The following is a 21,577-nucleotide window of genomic DNA, read 5'->3' on the forward strand; positions in this document are numbered from 1 at the left end:
GATAGGTCTAACCTAACCTGAATAGATTTTAAGAGGAGACACTCCCGCGCGAGTGTCTTTTTTACCATAGGGAACCTGCGGGTGAGGAGCTGGTGTGAGAGTGGGTCAGCGCGAGTCTGGGCAATGGATATCCGGGTGCGAGTCGGGGGGCAGGCCCGGGTGCAAGGTTGAGATGAGAAAAACCCTGGAGCGGATCGAGCCGTATTCCCCGGGCAAGCCGATCGAAGAGGTTCAACGGGAGTTCGGAATTCAGGAGGTAATAAAGCTTGCCTCCAATGAGAACCCCCTCGGCCCGTCACCGAGGGCCATCGAGGCTGCTATTTCAGCATTGAGGCGCGTGAGCCTTTACCCGGACGCCGGAGGACGCGACCTCAAGGACGCCATTGCTCGCAGGTATTCGCTGTCGCCTGAGAATGTGTGTCTCGGAAACGGGGCCGACGAGATAATACGGATGCTCGCGGAGGCCTTCCTAGAGGAGGGCGATACAGTTCTCTCTGTGGAGCCGACATTTACGCAATATAAGTTTGCAGCCGATCTCATGGGACAGTCGTACGCATCCGTGCCTCTCATCAATATGCAATTTGACCTGGAAGGCTTAAGGAAGGCCATTACCCCACGGACGAAGCTCATCTTTATCTCTAATCCAAATAATCCGACCGGGTCCATCCTGCGGGGAGATCAGCTTGCCACCCTCATTTCCTTTACTCCGGAAAGGGCTATTCTGGTCCTTGATGAGGCCTATGCTGATTATGTAACAAACGGGGATTTTCGGAGCGGTTTCATGTATATTGGACCAGCCTCTGCCGCCCCGAACGTTGTCGTCGTCAGGACCTTCTCGAAAATTTACGGACTCGCCGGGTTAAGGGTCGGTTACTGCCTCGGCCACAGCAGGGTTATAACCGCTCTTGAACGCGTCAGGAGCCCGTTTAATGTGAACCTCGTGGCTCAGGCCGCGGCCATTGCCGCCCTCGATGACCACGAACACGTCAAGAGGACTGTTGCGCTCAACGAATCAGGGAAGGCCTTTCTTTACGGAGAATTTGAAAGACTCGGCCTGGACTACGTGCCTACAGAGGCCAACTTCATCCTGGTGAGGCTTGGAGCGCATGCAAGGGAGGTATGTCATCGCCTCCTCCTGGCCGGGGTTATTATCCGCTCTGCACATATCTTCGGGCTAGATGAGTATGCGAGGATAACGATTGGGACGGCCGGGGAGAACAGGAGATTGATATCCGCTCTTGAGGATGCCCTGCCGGCGGTTACGGAGGCAATCAGGGAGAATGACAAAGCTTAAGAAACGCCTTGTAATAGCGATCGACGGCCCTGCCGGAGCCGGCAAGAGCACGATCGCAAGGCTGGTAGCCGAGCGGCTGGGGTATATCCATATAAGCACGGGCTTGATGTACCGGGCTCTCACCCTGAAGGCCCTGCGTCTTAATATAGACGTAGAGGACGCAGAGCGACTCGCGGACCTGGCGCGAAATACCAGCATAGACATTGTGCGTGACCCCAACGGTGAGATGCGGGCGATCCTGGATGGAGAGGATGTCACCAACGAGCTCACCAGCCCTCAGGTCAATGGCAGTGTCTCCCCCATATCAAAGGTCGCGGGGGTCAGGACCGTCCTCACGGCCCAGCAGCGCAGGATGGCATGCAGCGGCGGCGTCGTGATGGACGGGCGGGATATAGGGACCGTGGTCCTTCCCGGTGCCGACATCAAGATATTCCTTACAGCCTCTCTCGAAGAGCGGGCTGCGAGGCGGCTTGCCCAGCTGAGGGAGGAGGGCCGCGCCGCTGAATGGGATGCGGTTTACCGGGAACTCCTGATGAGAGATGAGATTGACTCAGGGAGGGCCATCGCTCCGCTCATGCCAGCCGGGGATGCCGTTATAGTTGATACGACCGGTAAGTCCATAGATGAGGTGCTGGCTGAGGTGCTCGGCCTGATTGATGGCCTGAGCAAATGTCTGTAGGGTGGGTAGGGGGGAAGGAGCACCTAATGTTTTACGCGATTATACGGTTTATTTTCCTCGTTATCCTGGTTGTATTCTTTCGCATGAGGGTTGAAGGCCATGAAAATGTACCCAGGCGTGGCCCAGTCATCCTGGCTGCGAATCACATGAGCCTCCTGGACCCCATAGTTGTCGGGTGCGCGTTGAAGCGAAGGGTGAAGTTTATGGCCAAAGCCGAGCTCTTCAAGAACAGGGCATTTGGCCTGGTGCTGCGGTGGCTGGGCACCTTCCCCGTCCGCCGCGGGGAATCGGACCGGGACGCCTTTCACAGGTGCTTCCAAGTGCTTGAAGCAGGGCAGGTCCTGGGGATTTTCCCCGAGGGCACGAGGAGCGTGGACGGGAGGCTGGGGCGATTCTCCTCTATAGCGGCAGTGCTCTCTAGCAAGACTGGGGCCCCTGTGGTCCCCGTCGGGATACTGGGAACAGGGCAGATATTGAGAAGAGGCTCGTTCATTCCCCGTCTCGGTCGCGTCGTGGTGCGAATTGGTCCTCCTGTGGCCGCCGGACAGGCACACGACATCGAGGCTGGAGCCGGAGATATGAGCAAGGCCGGGACAGTGGTCAATGTCGATGGTGCAATTAGGAGCGCAAGCAAGGGGAGCATCCAGGATATGACTATTAAAATAGCGAATGAGGTGAACAGGCTCATCTCCTAGTACTTTTCCACCAGCACCAGATAATCCTAACAATTGCAGGTCCATTTTGATATTGTTTTATTAGTGTTGATCGGGAATATTTATATTGAGCGGGGAGATTAGGTATTGGATATCATCCTGTGTGAGCATGCGGGTTTTTGTTATGGGGTCAGGCGGGCTATTGATATAACCCTGGCCGCGGTCAGGTCGTGTGGTAAGGCGTATACCCTTGGCCCGCTTGTTCACAATCCTCAAGCTGTGAAGTGGCTCGAGGCCAGCGGGATAGGCGTCTGTGACAGCCTCGAGGCGTGCGGCGACGGAACCCTTGTTATACCTTCGCATGGCCTGCCTCCACGTATCATAGACTCTGCGAAGGAGAAAGGGCTGAGGGTGGTTGACGCTACCTGCCCTCACGTCAGGCGCGCGCAGCAGCTTGCCTGGAGGGCGGCCCGCGATGGCTACCAGGTCCTCGTCATCGGCGACAAGGGCCACTCAGAGGTCGAAGGCCTATTGGGCTGGGCTGGGCCTCAGGCCGTTGTCGCTCAAGATGTTGATGACCTGGGCCGGGCTGAGATATCAAGCAGGGTAGCTATTGTGGTGCAAACGACACAAAGCCTTGACGTGCTCAGGAGTATTGCCGATGTAATCCTGGGACGAGCCAGGGAGCTGGTTATATATAATACGATTTGCGGCGCTACGGAGGAGCGGCAGAATGCAGCGCGCGATCTGATGTCGCGGGTTGATGCGATGATAGTTATCGGGGGGCGCGCGAGTGCAAATACAAGAAGGCTCTGGGAGGTGTGTAATGCTTCTGGAGGTAGGGCTTATTGGATTCAAGATGCTGGCGAGCTGGACGCAGCATTGTTCAGGGATGTAAAGGCCGTGGGGATTACAGCGGGGGCGTCCACGCCGAATTGGGTTATTGAGGAGGTTGTGCGGAAGATGAAAGACTTGGATCAGGAGAAGCTAGACCAAGAGAAATCCGGGGAGTTTGGGGGGGCCCAGCTCACAGAGGTGAGCTCTGACGAGGCACCGGGCGATCTGCCGGCCAGCGATGATAGCAGCGAGGGGCGTGCTCAGGCGGGGGAAAAAGAATCCGGCGGAGGGCCTAATGGAGAGGGGCAGCAGTTTGATGTAACGGACCTGGATAATACCGGGGAAGCGATCGAGAAGGGGCAAATCGTGAGGGGAATCGTGGTCCGTATGGAGCCGGACCAGGTCCTTGTTGATTTTGGACAAAAGTCTGAGGGCATTATACCCATATCAGAGCTTTCAAACAGGCGCATTAACTCCCCGGCTGAGGTCGTGAGCATTGGGGATGAGATAGATGCCTATGTCTTGCAGGTTGAGGACGAACAGGGGAATACGATACTATCCAAGCGGCGAGCAGACCAGGAGAAGGCATGGGAGAGGCTGACTCGGGCCCTTGACACCGGTGAGATCATAGAGGGGGTCGCAACTACTGTAGTCAAGGGAGGCGTCGTGGTGGACGTCGGGACGAGGGGCTTTGTGCCGGCGTCGCATATCGGCTTGAGGCCTGTCGCCGACCTCTCTTCCGTCGTCGGGACCCATATGCATCTCAAGGTGCTGGAGGCCGACCGGTCAAAGAATAACGCCGTCCTGTCGCAGAGGCTGGTCCTGGAGCAGGAACAGGCTGAAGCCCGGGAGCGGGCATTCGAGACCCTGAAGGAAGGGGATATCAAAGAGGGCATCGTAAAGCGGGTGGTGAACTTCGGTGCTTTCGTGGATATCGGTGATGGAGTTGAGGGGCTGCTCCACGTTTCGGACATGTCATGGGGGCGCGTGAAGGACCCGAAGGACGTCGTCTCCGAGGGTGATCACATAAAGGTTATGGTTCTGGGTCTTGATAAGGAGAAGGGACGAATCTCCCTCGGCCTCAAGCAGACGCTCCCCGACCCATGGCTCGATATCGAGAAACGTTATCCCGTTGGATCGATTGCGACAGGCAAGGTCACGAAGTTGATGAATTTCGGGGCCTTTGTGGAGCTCGAGCCAGGGATAGAAGGGCTTGTGCATATCTCACAGCTCGCGGACAGGCATATTGCCAAGCCTGAGGAGGTTGTGCAGCCCGGCCAGGAGGTTAAGGTCAAGGTCGTAAGCGTCAAGCCCCAGGAGCATCGCATAGGGTTAAGCATGAAAGAGGCAAAGCCCCCTGCGGAAAAGGCAGAAAGGGCTGAAAAGCAAGAGGGGCGAGGCCCCCGTGACAACTACGTTGCCAAGGATGAAAATGAGCATGGGCCGACCCTTGGCGATGTCTTCGGCGACCTCTTCGAGAGGGAAAACGAGTAGAAGAGTAAATAATTAAGCATGTGGAGGGCAATGTAGATAACATACGCCATATAATACGCTATATAGGCTAGAGGGCATAGGAGCAGGGCTATTAGAGATGCCCCGGCATAGGGCCGTTAGGCCTGGTGTATCCAGGTCAGCGGAGCTATGGCGGGGCATTTTTTAGCTATGTAAGTCCCAAGCTGTCTATTACTCACCATTGAATGTATATTTTTACGTATCTTTCCGCCGGGCGAATAGAGGCGCACCGCCTACCCAGCTCAGGGTGGACACATAAATACCTATTCGATGAGGAAAAATAGGCTACGAAACCTGCCGAAAAAGGGGGATAATACGTCGTGGCTACCGGAGTTATCTTGCTGCTTGCGGTCAGCGTGCTGATATTTCTCGGTCTGGCCCACCGGATACTCGACCGGATGCATCTTACAGATAAGCAGGCCCTTCTGATGCTGGGGCTCATGCTCATAGGGGGCTTCATAGATATACCGATTTCGCGCTATGTGAGGCCTGTAACCATAAACGTCGGGGGAGCGCTCGTGCCCCTCGGGATCGCAATATACGTACTGGTGAAGGCCGACACGCCGGCAGAGACGACCCGTGGGATTTTAAGTGCCGTAGTAACCGGCGGGGTGCTCTATGCCGTATCAAAGCTCTTCACCTTCGAGGAAGGGCATACGCTTGTCGAGCCCATATATCTCTTCGGCCTGATAGCCGGCGCAGTAGCGTATATTGCAGGCAGGTCCAGGCGTGCTGCATTTGCCGGTGGCATTCTCGGTGTCCTGATAATGGACATCGCGCATCTTATAGAGGTCAGCATCCGGGGGATTCCGAGCACCGTCTACCTGGGCGGGGCAGGCATCTTCGATACTACTGTAATAGCAGGCCTGGTCGCCGTCGCCCTGGCCGAGATTGCCGGGGAGACCTTCGAGAGGATCGGAGGAGGCCCGGCGCCAAATGAGGAGCGGATTTTGCGGGTCGATGACCCGCGGGTGGCTCTCGAGGCGAGGGGACAAGGTCAGGAGCAGGAAGATCAAGGTAATGAGGCGCATACTGGCACCGGAGGCGGGGGCCGGGAGCAGGAGGCCGGGGAGGGTTATGGGGATGAGAACAGGTAAATCCAGGGCTATAGCATTCCTTGTACCATTCTTCTTAGCATTCCTTGCATCCCTCGCGCTTGCGAGCCAGGAGACATGCGCTGAAACCGAACGCGAGAGCGGTTATTACACGTTGATGGATGAGGGTGGCCGGGTTCTCTTCAGGACGGCGCTGGAACTATCGATAGGTGACGTATTTATAGCCGAGGACAACAGGGCGTACGAGGTGCAGGAGATAAACGGGGATAATGCCAGGGCGAGGTTTCTCGAGGTTGTAAACCTGACCGATTCCGTAGATTCTATGGGAACCTTAACCCCCCAGGTGGAAGGGGAGGCCCGGATCGGTCGCGGTGGGCGTGGCCCAATCGCGATCTACCACAGCCACAGCGATGAATCCTACCAGCCCACGAGCGGCACATCCAGCAAGCGTTGGGGGGACATCTATGAGGTTGGCAAGGTGCTGGCGGCCAGGTTAAGGCAGAAGGGCTACGAGGTCATTCTATCGGAGGCCAATCATAACCCACACGACGGCGCCGCATATGAGAGGTCGCGCAGGACTGCCATGAGCCTTCTCAAGAGGCAGCCTATCGCCATCTTTGATGTCCACAGGGATGCTGTCCCCCCCGAGGAATATAATGCGCGGATTGCGGGGGAGGACGTAACCAAAGTCACCCTCATTCTCGGGAGGCAGAACCAGACGAGAGGGACGAATCTGAAGTTTGCAAAGGCGCTGAAGGCCACCGCAGATCGCCAGCATCCCGGCCTTGTAAAGGGTATATTAATGGCCCAGGGGAATTATAACCAGGATTTATTCCCGCGAGCGATGCTTCTGGAATTCGGGGCCAATACTAACACCCTTGACCGTGCCGTCCGGGGCGCCGAGCTTTTTGCCGATAGCATAGCCCTCGCCCTTGGCAGGGTGTCAGAGCCAGCGCCCTCCGTCGGGCGTGGTGGGACAGGCAGGTCGTCCCTGTGGATAGCCGGAGCAGTGCTAGCAATTGCGGTGTTCTTCATACTTTTAAATGAGGGGGCCCGAGGCCAGCTTCGAAAGCGTCTCTCCCGCCTGAGAGGCTCGGAATTCCTTAACTTTCTCGGACTGCTGCGCCGCAGGAAGTAGGGGTGTGCCTATGTTGACCATCCTGGCACGCATCTCCTTTGCCGTTGCCATGGGGGTGCTAGCCAGATATTATATGCTGAGGGTTGATTACCGGCAATATCCCAGCTATCCCCATGGCTACGTCATCCACATGGGCCTCGGGCTGATTGCGGCGAGCCTCGGAGCTCTCGCTATTCCCGCCCTCCTGAAAAGGGATTACATGGCAGTCACGATTCTTGCCCTTGCTGCACAGCAGTTTCGAGAGGTCCGCGACATGGAGCGAAGGAGTCTCGAGCGGATTGAGGAGACGGAGCTCGTGCCACGGGGCGCCGCATATATAGAAGGGATCGCGAAAGTCTTTGAGGCTCGCAATTACCTTGCAATGCTTGTGGGCCTAATCGTGAGCGGTGTTGTATTTCTGGCTCCGTTCCCCCTGGTGTTCAACCTGCTCCTGGGCGCTATTTCCGGTGTTATATCAATGAACGTATTAAACAAGGGAATGGTCGGCGACCGCGTGGGGGATATCGCGGTCGTGCGCCAGGCTGAACTGCGTTTTGCGGGGTCCCTGCTTATGGTCGAGGATGTAGTCCTAACGAATATTGGGCTCAAGGGATCGCGGGAGCTATATCTTTCCAGTGGGCTCGCGGTCGTAATAGAGCCGAAGGATGACAACGCCCGGGCGACCCTGGCCAATCTGGGCCAGCGCCAGGCTATCGCCCACGACGCAGCGGCGATCATGGGTGTGCGGCTTGACGTCTCCGAGCCGGAGTTTGTTCCGCTTGCCCGGCTGAGCACAAAAACTGGCAGGGTCGCCTTTGTCATACTCCCCATTGAAAGGGATGTCGAGAGCCTCCTCGAGGCTATAAGGAGGGTTCCAGTCCTGGAGAGCGCCAGGAGATCGCCATTACGAACCCTTGCGGGCAGGTATGCACAGGATTAAAGGGGGGTTGAAGCGCGGTGGATGTGAGCATGATCAATTCCGTCCTGGCCGTTGTGACAGTTAATAAAGAGAAAGTTGCGGGCCAGGCTCCGGTGTTTTATGCAAGCGACGAGGCTGAGATGGAGCGGATAGCCATCTACCTTAGCCGGATAACTGGCGGTATAGTCCATGATCTTGAGAATGGCGTCTATATTATCGTAAAGCACTGAGAATTAGAGATTTGGGATTTGGGATTGGATGCCAGGTTAAATATAGGGAATTGAGGATCAGATCGGAAGAGAATTAGATCGGAAGAGAAAGAGCTGTTTTGAGCATGAAGATCATATACCACTGTTATGGGAGCGCCCATTCATCAGTGGTCGCTGCTGCGATTCACATTGGAATTCTTCCCTGCGACCGTATCCCCTCGGCAAGAGAGATCATGAATGTGCCACATTTCGACAGGACCGGCTCAAATGAGATCGGGACATGCTTTTTCATGGGTGAAGACGAGTGGGGGAATTCAGTTTATATAATGGGTATGGGGTATGCTAAAGACATTGTCAGGCGGGCTATATACAGCATCTTAAAAATATACGGGATACCCGAATCCGATTTATTGCTGGTAAACGCCCTTCCCCATGTGGGCCTTATAACCAGGGTAGGTGGTGTGCTCTCGAGGCGTATGGGATTGGTCAGGGCAGGGAGGCCGCTCACGGTCTACGGTATTCAGAGATCATATGGGGACTTCGTCCGGATGGTCGACTCGATAAAGCAGGAAATAGGTGCCAATTGTTGACAGGCTTTTGATGGTATGATACACTGAGCTTGGCGTTTGACGGTAGTGTATGGTAGTGTAAGGAAGGGAGAGGGTTGGGGCGTGAGGCGCAAGACCGGCGTGGTGACTGTAATCGTTCTGGCGGCAGTATTGCTCGTCGCCTGCGGCGCGTGGTATATCTATTCTAACATCAGTGCTGTGGCCAGGGTAAACGGAAAGGCAATATCCTGGTCTAGCTTCCATAAGGCCCTGGAGGATCAAGGGGGGAAGCAGATCCTGTCCGCGATGATTCGCGAGGAGCTTATACGCCAGGCTGCTGCGCGTGAAGGCATTTCTATCAGCAAGGCCGACGTCGATGAGGAAGTGAATAATCTCGTCAAGCAGTTTGGCTCCAATGAGGCATTTGAGTCTGTCCTGGGCCAGTATGGGATGACGGAGGGGGACGTCCGGAAGCAGATCGAAGTGAGCCTGCTGCTCAATGCCCTTGCAACGAAGGATATAACGGTGACGGAAGATGAGTTGCTGAAGTACTATAACGAGCACAAGGCCGATTTTAAAGAGCCTGAAGAGGTAAGGGCCAGGCATATACTGGTAGGCGACGAAAAGGCGGCAAGGGGCATCCTGGCCCAATTGAAATCGGGTGCTGATTTTGCGGCGATAGCGAAGGAGAAGTCCAGGGATCCGGGAACGAAGGATAAAGGCGGAGACCTCGGCTATTTTCGGCGTGGCATGATGGACCCGGAGTTCGAGAAGGCCGCTTTTTCACTTGGCGTCGGCCAGACCAGCGGCATCGTCAGGTCCGCCTACGGTTATCACATAATAAGGGTGGAGGCGAGAAAGCCCGAGAAGCAGCTGGCGTTTGACGAAGTTAAAACTAGGATCGAGAAGCTAGTCAAAAACGAGAAAGCGAAGCCGGCAGGTGAGGTCATAGCCGGGCTGGCACATAGTGCCAGGATAGAGATAAACTCCAAGGACCTAAAGAGCGTGCTTGATACCCTAGCATATTAGGCATATTTAGGCATATTAGGATTGGCCAGGCCATTCCACCGGGCGTGTCTATCCGCCGCGTCAGGCCTCCATGCCGCCGTGCGGCATCACGAGAGAGGAGGGGTTACCCCTCCTCTCCCTTTGCAGGGAAGGAGATTCCATCCGGACCGCGAATAATCAAATGGTGAGGCGATCATTGAGTGGGGAAGATGAGTGCTGGAGCGAGAAAGGGGACGGGAGCCAAAGTGGCCGCGGTCAACCCCGGGTCTGCCGCCGGTGAGGCCGGCCTGGAGGGAGGCGATATTGTCCTCAGCATCAATGGCTTCCCCCTCGCTGATATTATAGATTACAGGTTCCTTGAGACAGATACGCACCTGGAGCTCGAGGTCATGAAGAAAGATGGGGAGCTTTGGGTGATAGATGTGGATAAGGACTATGATGAGGATCTCGGGATAGAGTTCGAGTCTGCAACGTTCGACGGGATCAGGACATGTCGAAATAAGTGTATTTTTTGCTTCATCGACCAGTTGCCGGGCGGCCTCAGGGAGAGTCTTTATATCAAGGACGATGATTACCGTCTCTCGTTCCTGCATGGGAACTTCATTACCCTGACAAATGCGGCTCCTCCTGATCTCGAACGTATCGCCCGGATGAAGCTTTCGCCGCTTTATATTTCGGTTCACGCGACCTCCCCCGAGGTCCGGGCGAGGCTCCTCGGCAGCCGGCACGCGGGACAAATTATGAATCAGATCAGCTTGCTCGCACGATCCGGCATAGAGATGCATATCCAGATAGTCCTGTGCCCCGACCTGAATGATGGGGCAATCCTGGATGCGACAATATCCGACCTCGCTGGTTTCTGGCCGCAGGTGAAATCCGTCGGGGTGGTCCCTGTGGGCCTCACGCGCTACAGGAGCGGGCTTTATCCCCTGAGACCGGTAACGAAGCCTGATGCCCGGGCCGTGGTTGACCAGATCGAGAGGTGGGCGGCTGAATTCAGACGGAGATTCGGCTATTCCTTTTGCTTCGCCGCCGACGAGTTCTATCTTACGGCGCGCCGTGAGGTGCCGGCCGCCTTATTTTATGAGGATTTCCCACAGTTCGAAAATGGCATAGGGCTCATAAGGTCATTCCTTGATGAGCTTGACAGCCTGCGCGAGCGACGCAAGCTGCGCGAGTTGAGTAAGCTCCGCGACATCCGGGCTCGAGGTCGGGCTCGTGGGGCTGGGATTTTTAAAAACATCCTGGTTGTGACGGGCCTTCTTGCACAAGATATAATCATGGAGGCAGCCGCTTTCATAGAGGAAAGCCTCCCGGGGCTTAGCGTGGCAGTATGCCCGGTGCGAAACCGTTTCTTCGGCGATAGCATCTCAGTGGCCGGTCTTGTTGTCGGTCGGGATATCATTGAGGCCCTGTCGGTGTGGGCCGTGGGGCGCTCCTCTGGGGACTGTGCCGGTCATGCCAGGGGCTGTGGCTGCTGCTGTGGCGATCAGATCGCCTGCATAGCCGTCCCGTCGGTAATGTTGAAATCAGGCGAGGATTTCTTCCTGGACGGGATAAGCACGAGGGATATCGAGGCGGCCCTGAATGCCCCGGTGCGCGTGGTAGAGCCGACGCCGGAGGCGTTGTTCGAGCTGGCGTGCGATATCATGGGGAAGCGGGCTGGTTCTGATCTCGACCTGGATGACTCGACCTGGATGAATCGATAGCAGGGTGCGGTGAAAGGCAGGTTTGAATCGGTGACAAATGCGCCGGTTGTGGCTATAGTAGGACGGCCCAATGTGGGAAAATCTACGCTGTTCAACAGGATCATAGGGGCGAGGGTAGCCATCGTGGAGAAGACGCCCGGCGTGACCAGGGATAGGATATATGAATGGGCGGAATGGAGAGGTAGGCGCTTCTTGCTCGTGGACACCGGCGGGATCGATGTGATCTCGGGGAAGGCCAGGGCCGGGGCGGGGTCCCGAGCCGAAGATGAACTGGAGATCATGCAGCAGACGCGGCGCCAGGCGGAGATCGCCATAGCCGAATCGGACATCATTTTGTTCGTCGTCGATGCCAGGGATGGCGTGACACCGGCTGATCATGATATTGCCGGCATCCTCCGTCGCTCGGGCAAGCCGGTGCTCCTCGTCGCCAACAAACTCGAGGGGAAAATCGGGGGGCATGAGGCCGGGCACATGGACCTTTATGAGCTGGGTCTCGGTGATGCCTTTCCAATTTCGGCCGTGCATGGCGAGGGCGTAGGTGATCTCCTCGATGCCGTTATAGAGAGTATGGGGCAGCTGCCAGGCGCCGGCGCGGCTGAAGGAGAGACCGGAGAAGCTGAGACAACCGGATTCGTCATAAAGATCGCCGTGATCGGGCGCCCCAACGTCGGGAAATCCTCCCTCGTCAACAAGATCCTTGGAGAGGAACGCTTCATAGTAAGCGATGTGCCCGGGACGACCAGGGATGCTATAGATACACTATTTCGCCATGGCGACCAGGAGTTCAGGATTATCGATACAGCGGGGATCAGGCGTAAATCCAGGATCAGGGATCAACTCGAGAGATACTCTGTTCTGAGGGCGCTGCGTGCAATAGATAGATGTGATGTCGCCGTCCTCGTGCTGGACGCCCTCGAGGGCCCGACCGAGCAGGAGACGAAGATAGGGGGCTATATTCACGAGGCGGGGCGAGGCTGTATAATTGCGGTCAACAAGTGGGACCTGGTCAAGGACCGGGAAAACGTCATGACTCAGCTCGAGAGGGATATACGGGATACCCTCGGGTTTCTGGACTATGCTCCGATTGTTTTCATATCAGCTGTTACAGGGAAGAGAGTGGAGACTCTTCTCCAGATGATAAAGGACGTCTTCGCCAGGTGGAGCTCCAGGATACCGACATCAACCCTGAACCAGGTGATCCAGGAGGCGGTAGTGCGGGTCGAGCCCCCTTCACATAAGGGGAGGGAGTTGAAGGTGTACTATGGAACGCAGGTCAGGTCCAGGCCGCCCGCGTTTGCGATCTATGTGAACGATCCTGATCTAATGCACTTCTCTTATGAGCGGTATCTCGAGAATACGTTACGGGAGGCTTTCGGCTTTGAGGGCACGAGGATAGAGCTGTGGATGCGCAGGAAGACCTGACAGGTGGCGGCGTGTAGCGGGTGGCGGAGGAGCTCTAGGAAGATGTGAGATGGGATAGGGGGCAGGGGAAGCGTGGGGACGGTCAATGCTGGTGCAGGGGTAATTGTTTTATCTCTAATTGTGAGCTACCTTATCGGGGCGATCCCCTTCGGTTATGTGGTCGGGAGGTTGCACCGGGGGATTGATGTGAGAAAGCACGGGAGCGGTAATATCGGCGCAACTAATGTCCTGCGCGTCATGGGACCTCTCCCCGCCTTTCTGGTCCTCCTGGGCGACTTCGCGAAGGGCGCCATTGCTACGCTCTGGGGGTTTAAGGTGGGCGGGCCCCCCATGGCGGCTGTATGTGGCGTCGCGGCGGTGCTGGGTGGGCATTGGTCGGTCTTTTTGAGGTTTGGCGGCGGGAAGGGTATAGCCGTAAGCACGGGAGCGGCAACCGTGTTGATGCCCAGGGCGGTCCTCATCCTAGCGGCAATCTGGGCCATCATAGTGGCCCTCACGCGGTATGTTTCCCTCGGGTCCGTCACCATCGCGGTCCTTTTCCCATTTATCGCGTGGGGCCTGGGCGGGCCTCGAGAGTATCTCCCCGCAAGCATTTTAATCGCCCTTCTTGTAATTTATAAACACAGGTCGAACATCAGGAGGTTGATTGCCGGAAAAGAATACAAGCTAGGTCAAAAGGTGGATTCGGCCCCCAGCAGGAATACCAGTGGGAATAACAGTGGGAGGGAGAAGAAGTGAAGGCAAACCTAGTAGTGCTGGGATTGAGCCTGGGCATATCAATACTTGTTGCGATTTGGGCTTACCGGGATGCCAGGACGCGCGATTCCAACCCGTTTTTATGGAGCGCGGGAGCTATTATTGGCGGTTTGATGATGCCGATCCTAGGCGCGCTTCTGGTGCCGGCGCTCTATATAATCTTCAGGCCTAAGGGCCATCTCAATACATGCCCGCATTGCAGCAGGAAATACATCAATTATCTGGCGTTTTGTCCTCATTGCGGCAAGCCGGTGAAGAAAGAATGTCTGAGATGTCACGAGAATATGGAACTCGATGCGACAGAATGCCCGCATTGTCGGATGAAGGCGTAATCAAACCGTGTCGCCACCCCGGGATGGAGGTACCCGCCTAAAAATGAAGATGGAGGAAGGATTTACTCACCGAGTGTCGAAAAGCTAATTGTGCCATTTTAAGCTTCTTACGGGGGGAGCGGGGGTGCTCGATAAGCGCGGGAGGATAGAGAACCTCATCGAACAGCTTACTGCCTTGGAGAAAGACCTCGAAACCCTCGATGAGAGAATACGCGACAAGGCGAGCGGCCAGATGGTCCGCGCGCGAGAGGAGATAATCGATCTTCTCCTACTGGCGCTGAAAGAGGGCGATGTTACGGCGCGCCGCGGGGCTGCATATGGGCTCGGCAAGCTCCGGGACCGGAGAGCTATCCCGGCACTGGTATATGCATTGAATGACGAGGACGATTCGGTTCGCGGCTGGGCGGCGGAAGCCCTGGGGCTCCTGGGGGATAAGGGCGCGATAGCCCCCCTGATTCAGGCGTTAAAGGATCCGAATCCCTATGTTGGCTACAGCGTATCGACCTCCCTGAAGCGCATAATCGATCAGGGTGATATTGCGCCTCTCGTCGAAGCGTTGAAAAATCCTGAGCGAAACATACGCCGGAGGGTGGCGAAGCTTCTTGGGGAGCTGCGAGATGGTAGGGCTGTCCCGGCCTTGATGTCCTTGGTGGGGGATGAGGACAGAGGGGTCCGGTATGAGGCGGTCGAGGCGCTCAGGAGGATCGGCGACCACAGGGCCGTCGATTCCTTGATCATGGCCCTTGGTGACGAGTGCCGGGATATTCGCTACAGTGCTATCCAGGCCCTGCGTGGCTTTGGGAACAGGAGGGCCGTTGAGCCCCTCGTCCGGTTATGTTTCGAGGACGAAGAGTTGCGTTTCCACGCACTCCATGCATTGAGGGCAATATGCGGCGACGATGCCGTGCGCCCTGTCGTCAGCGCCCTCGAGGAGGTCCGGAATCTTGTAGGCATCACGGCTGCCCGTGTCCTGGCCCAGGGGGAGCTTCACAGGGCGAGCGGGTGAGACAGGAGGACCAGAAAAGAGCTCGTCATTGTCCCGTTATCCTGTAGTCTCTCTTGCGAAAGATGCGCCGAAAGGCGTCTTTTTTCGCACATGCGACAATGTAAAATAATAAAACAAGGGGATGCTGGATGGTCTGGGCGTATCTTATGCATAATTATCATTGTGGGAGTATCGCAGCCCCCGGGCTTTGCCCCATACTGTTAGGGGCGGGTTATTTCTTGGGGGTAAAAGGGGAAGTTGAGCTGTTATGCCTACGGAGATAACGCAGGCGGAAATCATATGGCGGCTTGCCCTTGCCTGCCTTCTTGGTGGGCTTATAGGACTTGAACGCGAAAGCCACAGGAGGCCGGCCGGGTTTAGAACCCACATCCTGGTCTCGGTGGGCTCCTGCCTTGTGATGATTCTCTCCATTCATGGCTTCGGCGAGTTTGAAACCGCAACGCGCGACCCTGCGCGGCTTGCGGCCCAGGTGGTGAGCGGCATAGGCTTCCTCGGCGCGGGCACAATCTTCAGGGAGGGTCTGACAGTAAAGGGCCTGACCACCGCGGCGAGCCTCTGGGTTGTAGCAGGCATAGGGCTCGCGGTCGGCAGCGGGGCATATCTAGCCGCGACGGTCACCACTGCGATGGTCGTCGTTGTCCTGATAGCTCTGGACAGGGTTGAGAAGTCTCTCATCTACACAAAGCAAAACACGCTTTTTGTCGCTGCGTCCGACAAGCCCGGCCAGCTCGGGGCGATCGCGACGGCGCTCGGGCGCTTCGGAGTGGGCATTAAAGGCGTTGATATGGAATTTGTGGAGCAGGACGATGAGGCTCGCATCCACCTGTCCCTGGAATTACCCGCGAATGTGCCGCGGGAGAAGCTCATCGAGGAGATATCGCACCTCCCCGGCGTCCACGAGGTAAAATACGGCCACTGACAGGTGAGTGAGTTAATGACGGTGCTTGTTACAAATGACGATGGGATATACTCTGATGGACTCCGTGCAGTTGTTAGAGCTTTAAAGGAAATCTCGAGGGTTATAGTATGCGCTCCTGACAGGGAGAGAAGCGCCACAGGGCACGCCATAACGGTATTCCGTCCTCTGCGTGTCGAGAGTGTTATCTTATCGGACCTAGATGTCGAGGCGTGGATGGTGGATGGTACACCATCCGACTGCGTTAAGCTCGCGTGTGAGGTCCTGCTGGCGGAACCGCCTAATGTAGTAGTATCGGGGATCAACCGGGGTCCGAATCTTGGCATGGACGTATTATACTCCGGAACGGTATCCGCTGCCATCGAGGGGGCCATTATGGGGATACCCTCCATGGCCGTCTCCGTCGCTGCCTTTGAGGATTGTAATTATTCGGGGGCTTCAGCGTTCGCCACGCGAATGGTCAAAAAGGTGGTGGACGGTATCCTCCCGGCTAATACCCTCCTTAATATCAATGTCCCCTCCATGGAGGACTCGGAGATCGCAGGTGTTGCAGTAACGAAACTCGGGACCCGGAAGTACAAGGATGTTTTTGATAAACGAATAGACCCACGGGGGCGCACATATTACTGGCTTGCCGGCGAGATGGTTGAATGCGACAAATGCGATGATGTTGACGCAGTCGCAATCAAGAATAATATGATCTCGGTAACACCGATCCATTTCGACCTCACCCGGTATGAACTCCTGGATGAGTTGCGGAAGCTCGATCTCAAATAGGCGATAACTCTGCCATACAGCACACTAACAAGACTGGCACCTGGCGCATATCATATCTATGCGCAGTAAGTGTGGCATATCCCTGTTTGCGCAGCATGTCTCCTCGAATTACCTGTGCGAACCAACAACAGGGCAAGCTTGGAGGGTGCCGTCGTGGAGGGGCATTACCCGGTTTTCTCACTTCTTTTAATTGCAACCTTCATCTCGTTTGTGTGCATCCTGGAGATCGGGGTCGGGCTTTTTTTCGAGATGGTGGACGGGGTGTCAGATAAGCTCAGGAGAGTATGGGCGAGAATGATCCTCATCACAAGCTATATATATGCTTTATCGATCTTTCTCATAGCCCTATATATGCTGGTGGAGTTCATAATAAAGCACGCTACTTGATATACTGCTACTTAAATATTAACTTAAATATTAAATGTAATTAGTGTATTAGGGTGATCCTAAAAGGGGCCAGGCGTTAAAAGGTCTTTAGCTTTGATTCGAGAATAGCGCTGGCAAATATGTGGATTTTCATACAACATATAGTAAAGCTGGGGGATAACAGTTTGAGTAAGAGGGTTGCTGTTATCATGGGCGGGCGTTCGAGCGAGCGGGAAATCTCGCTCAAGACAGGGACACAGGTGGCAAAGGCCCTGGAGATAAAGGGGCATGAGGTGTTAATGTTTGATCTAGACGAACACCTCGTGACGAATCTACAGAATAGCAAACCGGATGTAGTATTTATCGCCCTTCATGGGCGCTACGGTGAGGATGGGTGCATCCAGGGGATGCTCGAGATACTCGGGATCCCGTATGTTGGATCCGGCGTCTTGGCAAGCGCACTAGCTATGGATAAGGAGATGTCCAAGAAGATATTTCGCCTTGAGGGTATACCAACGCCCGCAAGTTATTGTATTCAAAAGCAGGGCTACGAGGTGTTAAAGGAGAATTCAAAGGTTAACGATATTGTGACCACCCTGGAGAAGAAGTTCAAGTATCCCATGGTGGTTAAGCCAAACAGCCAAGGTTCAACCATCGGTTTGAGCGTCGTGAACGAAAGAGGGGAGTTTCTTGCTGCGCTCGAGAGCGCCTTTGAATATGATTCAAGGGTTCTCGTCGAGGAGTATATCAAGGGAACGGAGATAACCGTGGGCATAATTGGGAATGAGAATCCTAGGATCCTGCCTGTGATCGAAATAGTCCCGCTCACGGGCTTCTATGATTACAGGACCAAGTACACCCAGGGATTGAGCGAGCACATTATCCCCGCGAGGATAGGTGAAATGGCAACCAGGAGAGCGAAGGACCTGGCCCTTCGCGCCCACTGTGCTTTTGGCTGCAGGGGGATGTCGCGGGTTGATATGATAATAAGCTCCGAGGATACGCCGAATGAAATATATGTGCTGGAGGTTAATACGATACCAGGCATGACTGAGACGAGCCTGGTGCCTGATGCCGCTCGAGCGGCGGGCATAGACTTCCCCGAGCTTGTCGACATGCTGGTTGGTTTTACACTCGAAGATGATTCGAGGGTTCCCGATAGGACAACCTGAACCATAATAAAAAAGCCATGATAAAGAAACAGGACAGGCTAGAATGCTGGCCTGACCTGCCAGATATTTAGCTCCCTGATGCCGAATTTTAATGCTTCCTCATGGGTGGACATAAAGATATCTATCCGGTGACCCTTTATAGCCGATCCTGTATCTTCGGCCCGGTATATTCCCATTCCCTCTATATATACCCATGTTCCAAGCGGTATCACATCCGGGTCAACCGCAATCGTATGATCGACCCTGGCAAGATGCCCTGCTGCTGTTACTCCAAAGGCGGGGTGTTCCTCGCCTTTCCCAGTGCATCTTGGACAAGCGTCATATGCCGTGGCTGTAACGCGGACCGGGCTTGCCGCTGGATCCGCCGGAGCCATGGAGGCCGCAATCGCGGCATGTGCCAGGTTTCAACTTAAAAGGATCACAGGTAATGTACCCAGGGCTACTCCCGCAGTAGTCACAACTATCACGGCTCTAAGCGTTCTTGTGAGCCTGTGATGATATCTCATATCGCCTGGCCTCCTGGTATTAAAGGATAGTGGTATTAAACAATATTGAGGCTGGGTAGGCCTCTAGAGTCGTAATTTAGGTTGCCCAATATAGGGCAGGGTTTAATCATTAAAAACATGAGAAACCTGGATGATAGTGGGGGTGGCTGAATGTTCAGGTTTGACGTGCAGCTGCAGGAAATATCTCAAAATTTAAAAACAATTATTGATAACATCAGCGAGGGAATACATGTAATCGATGGCGACGGGCGGCTAGTTTTTATAAATGACGTGGCTCGAGGCTTATTTCACACGGAGAACTCCGACATGGCCGGCAAACATATAACGGAGGTATTCGCGGGAAGCCCATCAAGGAGTGAGGCGCTTCTGGAGGCGATGAGGACCGGCCGGGTCGTGGTCGAGAGGGAGGAGACATTCACCAGGGATGATGGGGGCATCCTGACCGTCGCATCCATAAATGTCCCGGTCAAACTGGGGAGCCGGATTATCGGCGCGGTCAAAATATCTCGCGATGACGCGGTTGTAGCGGAGCTGACGCGGAGGATTGTCGATCTCCAGACAAGGCTTTATGAATATAGAGCGGCGGGGACATCGAGAGGTGCGGAAGCAGTGGAGGCATCAGCAGGGGCAAATGAAAATGAGACCAGGATGAAATGGGAGTCTCCCTCGGCGTCGTCTCCGGCCGGTGTTGAGGAGATTGTAGGGGTGAGCGAGCCGATAATCCGGCTGAAGCATATCCTGCAGGAGATCGCAGGGGTTGATGAACCCGTGCTGCTTTATGGAGAGCCAGGGGTCGGGCAGGAGCTTGTTGCAAAAGTTATACATGTGCAAAGCAATCAAACCAGGCGTCGCGGCCCGTTTATCTGCCAGAGTATAAGGGCTATTCCTGGTAGCATGGTCGAGGCGCTTCTTTTTGGCGCATCATCCTCACCGGGGACAGTAGAAACAGGTCGGGATGGAGCAGGGGGAGGAGAAGGAGGGCAAGGATGGCGGAGTATAATCGGCCTGGCGGATGGCGGCACGCTTTTTCTCAGGGATATAGACGCCATGCCCGGTGAGCTCCTGGCCAGGCTTATCACGGTTGCCCGGGAAGGGCGGGTTTTCAGGGCCGGAAGTGCAGGGCCGGAAAGAGTTGATATTAGATTCATATTTGGGATTTCTACAACGGGGGAATCTCTACCCCCGGCCCTGGCCGGCGTGGCTGGCACCATTTCCGTTTTCATCCCACCCCTAAGGGACAGGAAAGAGGATATTCCCAACCTGGTGGCGCATTTTATCTCAGAATTCAATAATAGGTTCGGGAAGCATTGCATGGGTATATCCGGTGCAGTAAGTGCTGTTCTTCAGGATTATGACTGGCCGGGAAACGTAAGGGAGCTCAAATGCGCAATCGAGCAAGCCATGATCCTGCTCGAGGATGATTGGATAAGACTTGAGCACCTCCCGCCCAATTTGCAGCATGTTGCCAGGGAGCTCGGACCCAGGTTGTCAGAGAGTGAGCGTCCCCTGGCCCTGGAGACCGGGCTATTAGCCCTGAGCAAATCCGGGCTGCCAGTCTCAAACAAACCTGAGGTCTCAACAAATAAACCTACAGGCTCAAATAGACTAGCCCGCCCCCTCAGGCACGCTCTTGAAAACCTCGAGATTGAGATGGTGAACGAGGCGATGAAAAGGGCTGGCGGTAATATTTCCAGGGCGGCCAGACTCCTTGGCATTCCCCGCCAGACCCTCCAGTACAGGTTGAAGAAATACAACACTATATCTTGAATCTCGAGACCAGGCTCTGCAGGGCTCGAGCCATCTTGGCGAGAGAATCCGCGGAGGCTGACATCTCCTGGATGGTTGTGTGGATACTTCTGTTTCTATCGTTTTGGTTGCATTTGTTTTGCCACCGGGCCTTCCAGCAGCACATCAGGCCTTATAGGCTTCTTCCCCTATCACACTTAGAAACCGGGGCACATACTATGTAGTGCGGTAATGCGAGGGGGCAGGGTATATGAAATCTGTCTCCTCGAACCAGCGACCAGATGCGGGTCAGTCCCCACCACGGGCGGGCCGTGAGCCGATCAGCTGCTGGCTCAACCGCCTGGGGGGCGACGGCTTGCAGGGAGGTGAAATCATATGCCAGATACGAGTGAGGTCAAGGCCTTAGCGAGCAGCCCTGGTGGATGGTGGATCTGGGTAATCATCCTGGCGGTCTTTACTATAGCAGTCCTCAGCATTTGGGTCTTCTAATCCAGGCTTTGTAGCCGAGATCATCCAGGATAACCGCCAACTCCGGTTGACAGAGTAGAGAAAACGCTGAAGGCAGGGTATGGTAGATTCCTACCTTACCCTGCTTTTTACATGCCCTTGAAAATGATGAAGTGAAACACAGGAAAAACCCCTGGCGTGGTGCCTGCCGGGATAGTTTATCCAGCTTCCGGCTCTATCCGGCAGCATTCCCAGGGGCTATGAAGAATTAAGAGGGTTATGAATAATAAAAAATGGCAGGGGAGACAGGACTTGAACCCGCAACCTACGGTTTTGGAGACCGCCGCTCTGCCAGTTGAGCTACTCCCCTGCGCAATCTCTGGTGTATTTTCGAACATATATTTTTGAATACGATTTTATGATATCTAATATCTCGGGATTTGTCAAGAGCAATGCGCGAGCGCCAGGTCCACGTCAAAGTAATTCTTCTTAGGCACCCTGGGGTTTGGCGGCCTGGCCATGGAGGCGGGTGATCCGCCTAATGAGAGCTTGTGTGGATGCGGGATTGTGAGAAATGGGGACTGGCGGCGA

Annotated in this window: 20 protein-coding genes and 1 tRNA gene; 19 read left to right on the forward strand and 2 right to left on the reverse strand. The window is 55.2% G+C overall.

The window, feature by feature from the left end; genetic code table 11:
* Window positions 1-172: 172 nt before the first annotated feature.
* The 18 genes from HPY71_02200 to HPY71_02285 all read left to right on the forward strand — a co-directional run bounded on the left by HPY71_02200 (window position 173) and on the right by HPY71_02285 (window position 18,287).
* Window positions 173-1,294 (forward strand): histidinol-phosphate transaminase, encoded by a 1,122-nt coding sequence (locus HPY71_02200; GenBank protein NPV52318.1) that lies wholly within the window; start codon window positions 173-175, stop codon window positions 1,292-1,294.
* A complete protein-coding gene (locus HPY71_02205) occupies window positions 1,281-1,973 on the forward strand; it encodes a (d)CMP kinase (GenBank protein NPV52319.1) in 693 nt (230 codons plus the stop codon). Before HPY71_02200 ends, HPY71_02205 begins: the two co-directional genes overlap by 14 nt.
* Before the next feature lie 26 nt (window positions 1,974-1,999).
* Window positions 2,000-2,668, forward strand: a complete 669-nt coding sequence (locus HPY71_02210) for a 1-acyl-sn-glycerol-3-phosphate acyltransferase (protein NPV52320.1) — start codon at window positions 2,000-2,002, stop codon at window positions 2,666-2,668.
* 105 nt (window positions 2,669-2,773) lie between these two features.
* Entirely contained in the window at window positions 2,774-4,957 is a 2,184-nt protein-coding gene (locus tag HPY71_02215; protein ID NPV52321.1) for a bifunctional 4-hydroxy-3-methylbut-2-enyl diphosphate reductase/30S ribosomal protein S1, read from the forward strand.
* 954 nt (window positions 4,958-5,911) lie between these two features.
* On the forward strand, window positions 5,912-7,168 hold the full coding sequence (locus tag HPY71_02220) for a stage II sporulation protein P (GenBank protein NPV52322.1): 1,257 nt from the start codon (window positions 5,912-5,914) through the stop codon (window positions 7,166-7,168).
* A 10-nt stretch (window positions 7,169-7,178) separates the two neighbouring features.
* A complete protein-coding gene (locus HPY71_02225) occupies window positions 7,179-8,087 on the forward strand; it encodes a hypothetical protein (GenBank protein NPV52323.1) in 909 nt (302 codons plus the stop codon).
* 29 nt (window positions 8,088-8,116) lie between these two features.
* Window positions 8,117-8,296 carry a hypothetical protein gene (locus HPY71_02230; protein NPV52324.1) on the forward strand — a complete coding sequence of 60 codons (180 nt, stop codon included), beginning with the start codon at window positions 8,117-8,119 and terminating at the stop codon, window positions 8,294-8,296.
* 104 nt (window positions 8,297-8,400) lie between these two features.
* The gene (locus tag HPY71_02235; GenBank protein ID NPV52325.1) at window positions 8,401-8,865 is read left to right on the forward strand and encodes a DUF3189 family protein; all 465 of its coding nucleotides are present in this window, start codon (window positions 8,401-8,403) and stop codon (window positions 8,863-8,865) included.
* Window positions 8,866-8,946: 81 nt separating this feature from the next.
* Complete coding sequence (locus HPY71_02240; GenBank protein NPV52326.1) at window positions 8,947-9,852, forward strand: foldase; 906 nt, start codon at window positions 8,947-8,949, stop codon at window positions 9,850-9,852.
* Between the two features lie 179 nt (window positions 9,853-10,031).
* Entirely contained in the window at window positions 10,032-11,540 is a 1,509-nt protein-coding gene (locus HPY71_02245) for a DUF512 domain-containing protein (protein NPV52327.1), read from the forward strand.
* Between the two features lie 30 nt (window positions 11,541-11,570).
* Window positions 11,571-12,962: a ribosome biogenesis GTPase Der gene (gene der, locus HPY71_02250; protein NPV52328.1), complete on the forward strand. Its 1,392-nt coding sequence runs from the start codon at window positions 11,571-11,573 to the stop codon at window positions 12,960-12,962.
* A gap of 102 nt (window positions 12,963-13,064) precedes the next feature.
* On the forward strand, window positions 13,065-13,700 hold the full coding sequence (gene plsY, locus HPY71_02255) for a glycerol-3-phosphate 1-O-acyltransferase PlsY (GenBank protein NPV52329.1): 636 nt from the start codon (window positions 13,065-13,067) through the stop codon (window positions 13,698-13,700).
* Window positions 13,697-14,050 carry a hypothetical protein gene (locus HPY71_02260; protein NPV52330.1) on the forward strand — a complete coding sequence of 118 codons (354 nt, stop codon included), beginning with the start codon at window positions 13,697-13,699 and terminating at the stop codon, window positions 14,048-14,050. Before plsY ends, HPY71_02260 begins: the two co-directional genes overlap by 4 nt.
* Before the next feature lie 124 nt (window positions 14,051-14,174).
* On the forward strand, window positions 14,175-15,056 hold the full coding sequence (locus HPY71_02265) for a HEAT repeat domain-containing protein (GenBank protein NPV52331.1): 882 nt from the start codon (window positions 14,175-14,177) through the stop codon (window positions 15,054-15,056).
* A 247-nt stretch (window positions 15,057-15,303) separates the two neighbouring features.
* Window positions 15,304-15,975: an MgtC/SapB family protein gene (locus HPY71_02270; GenBank protein NPV52332.1), complete on the forward strand. Its 672-nt coding sequence runs from the start codon at window positions 15,304-15,306 to the stop codon at window positions 15,973-15,975.
* Window positions 15,976-15,990: 15 nt separating this feature from the next.
* Window positions 15,991-16,749, forward strand: a complete 759-nt coding sequence (surE, locus tag HPY71_02275) for a 5'/3'-nucleotidase SurE (protein NPV52333.1) — start codon at window positions 15,991-15,993, stop codon at window positions 16,747-16,749.
* A gap of 114 nt (window positions 16,750-16,863) precedes the next feature.
* Entirely contained in the window at window positions 16,864-17,136 is a 273-nt protein-coding gene (locus HPY71_02280; GenBank protein NPV52334.1) for a hypothetical protein, read from the forward strand.
* Between the two features lie 164 nt (window positions 17,137-17,300).
* Entirely contained in the window at window positions 17,301-18,287 is a 987-nt protein-coding gene (locus HPY71_02285) for a D-alanine--D-alanine ligase (GenBank protein ID NPV52335.1), read from the forward strand.
* A gap of 38 nt (window positions 18,288-18,325) precedes the next feature.
* Here HPY71_02285 and HPY71_02290 read toward each other — a convergent pair whose 3' ends face one another.
* Window positions 18,326-18,661 carry a 3D domain-containing protein gene (locus HPY71_02290; GenBank protein ID NPV52336.1) on the reverse strand — a complete coding sequence of 112 codons (336 nt, stop codon included), beginning with the start codon at window positions 18,659-18,661 and terminating at the stop codon, window positions 18,326-18,328.
* A gap of 282 nt (window positions 18,662-18,943) precedes the next feature.
* Between HPY71_02290 and HPY71_02295 the strand changes: the two genes are divergently transcribed.
* Window positions 18,944-20,560 carry a sigma 54-interacting transcriptional regulator gene (locus tag HPY71_02295; protein NPV52337.1) on the forward strand — a complete coding sequence of 539 codons (1,617 nt, stop codon included), beginning with the start codon at window positions 18,944-18,946 and terminating at the stop codon, window positions 20,558-20,560.
* A 720-nt stretch (window positions 20,561-21,280) separates the two neighbouring features.
* Here the strand turns inward: HPY71_02295 and HPY71_02300 are convergent.
* Window positions 21,281-21,356, reverse strand: a tRNA-Trp gene (locus tag HPY71_02300).
* Window positions 21,357-21,577 lie beyond the last annotated feature (221 nt).

It is taken from the genome of Bacillota bacterium, assembly GCA_013178125.1.
Lineage (GTDB): Bacteria > Bacillota > SHA-98 > Ch115 > JABLXJ01 > JABLXL01.

Coding starts and splice junctions, on each gene's coding strand:
- HPY71_02200 (NPV52318.1), top strand. CDS start 173: ATGAGAAAAACCCTGGAGCGGATCGAGCCGTATTCCCCGGGCAAGCCG.
- HPY71_02205 (NPV52319.1), top strand. CDS start 1,281: ATGACAAAGCTTAAGAAACGCCTTGTAATAGCGATCGACGGCCCTGCC.
- HPY71_02210 (NPV52320.1), top strand. CDS start 2,000: ATGTTTTACGCGATTATACGGTTTATTTTCCTCGTTATCCTGGTTGTA.
- HPY71_02220 (NPV52322.1), top strand. CDS start 5,912: ATGAGGAGCGGATTTTGCGGGTCGATGACCCGCGGGTGGCTCTCGAGG.
- HPY71_02225 (NPV52323.1), top strand. CDS start 7,179: ATGTTGACCATCCTGGCACGCATCTCCTTTGCCGTTGCCATGGGGGTG.
- HPY71_02230 (NPV52324.1), top strand. CDS start 8,117: ATGATCAATTCCGTCCTGGCCGTTGTGACAGTTAATAAAGAGAAAGTT.
- HPY71_02235 (NPV52325.1), top strand. CDS start 8,401: ATGAAGATCATATACCACTGTTATGGGAGCGCCCATTCATCAGTGGTC.
- HPY71_02270 (NPV52332.1), top strand. CDS start 15,304: ATGCCTACGGAGATAACGCAGGCGGAAATCATATGGCGGCTTGCCCTT.
- surE (NPV52333.1), top strand. CDS start 15,991: ATGACGGTGCTTGTTACAAATGACGATGGGATATACTCTGATGGACTC.
- HPY71_02290 (NPV52336.1), bottom strand. CDS start 18,661: ATGGCTCCGGCGGATCCAGCGGCAAGCCCGGTCCGCGTTACAGCCACG.
- HPY71_02295 (NPV52337.1), top strand. CDS start 18,944: ATGTTCAGGTTTGACGTGCAGCTGCAGGAAATATCTCAAAATTTAAAA.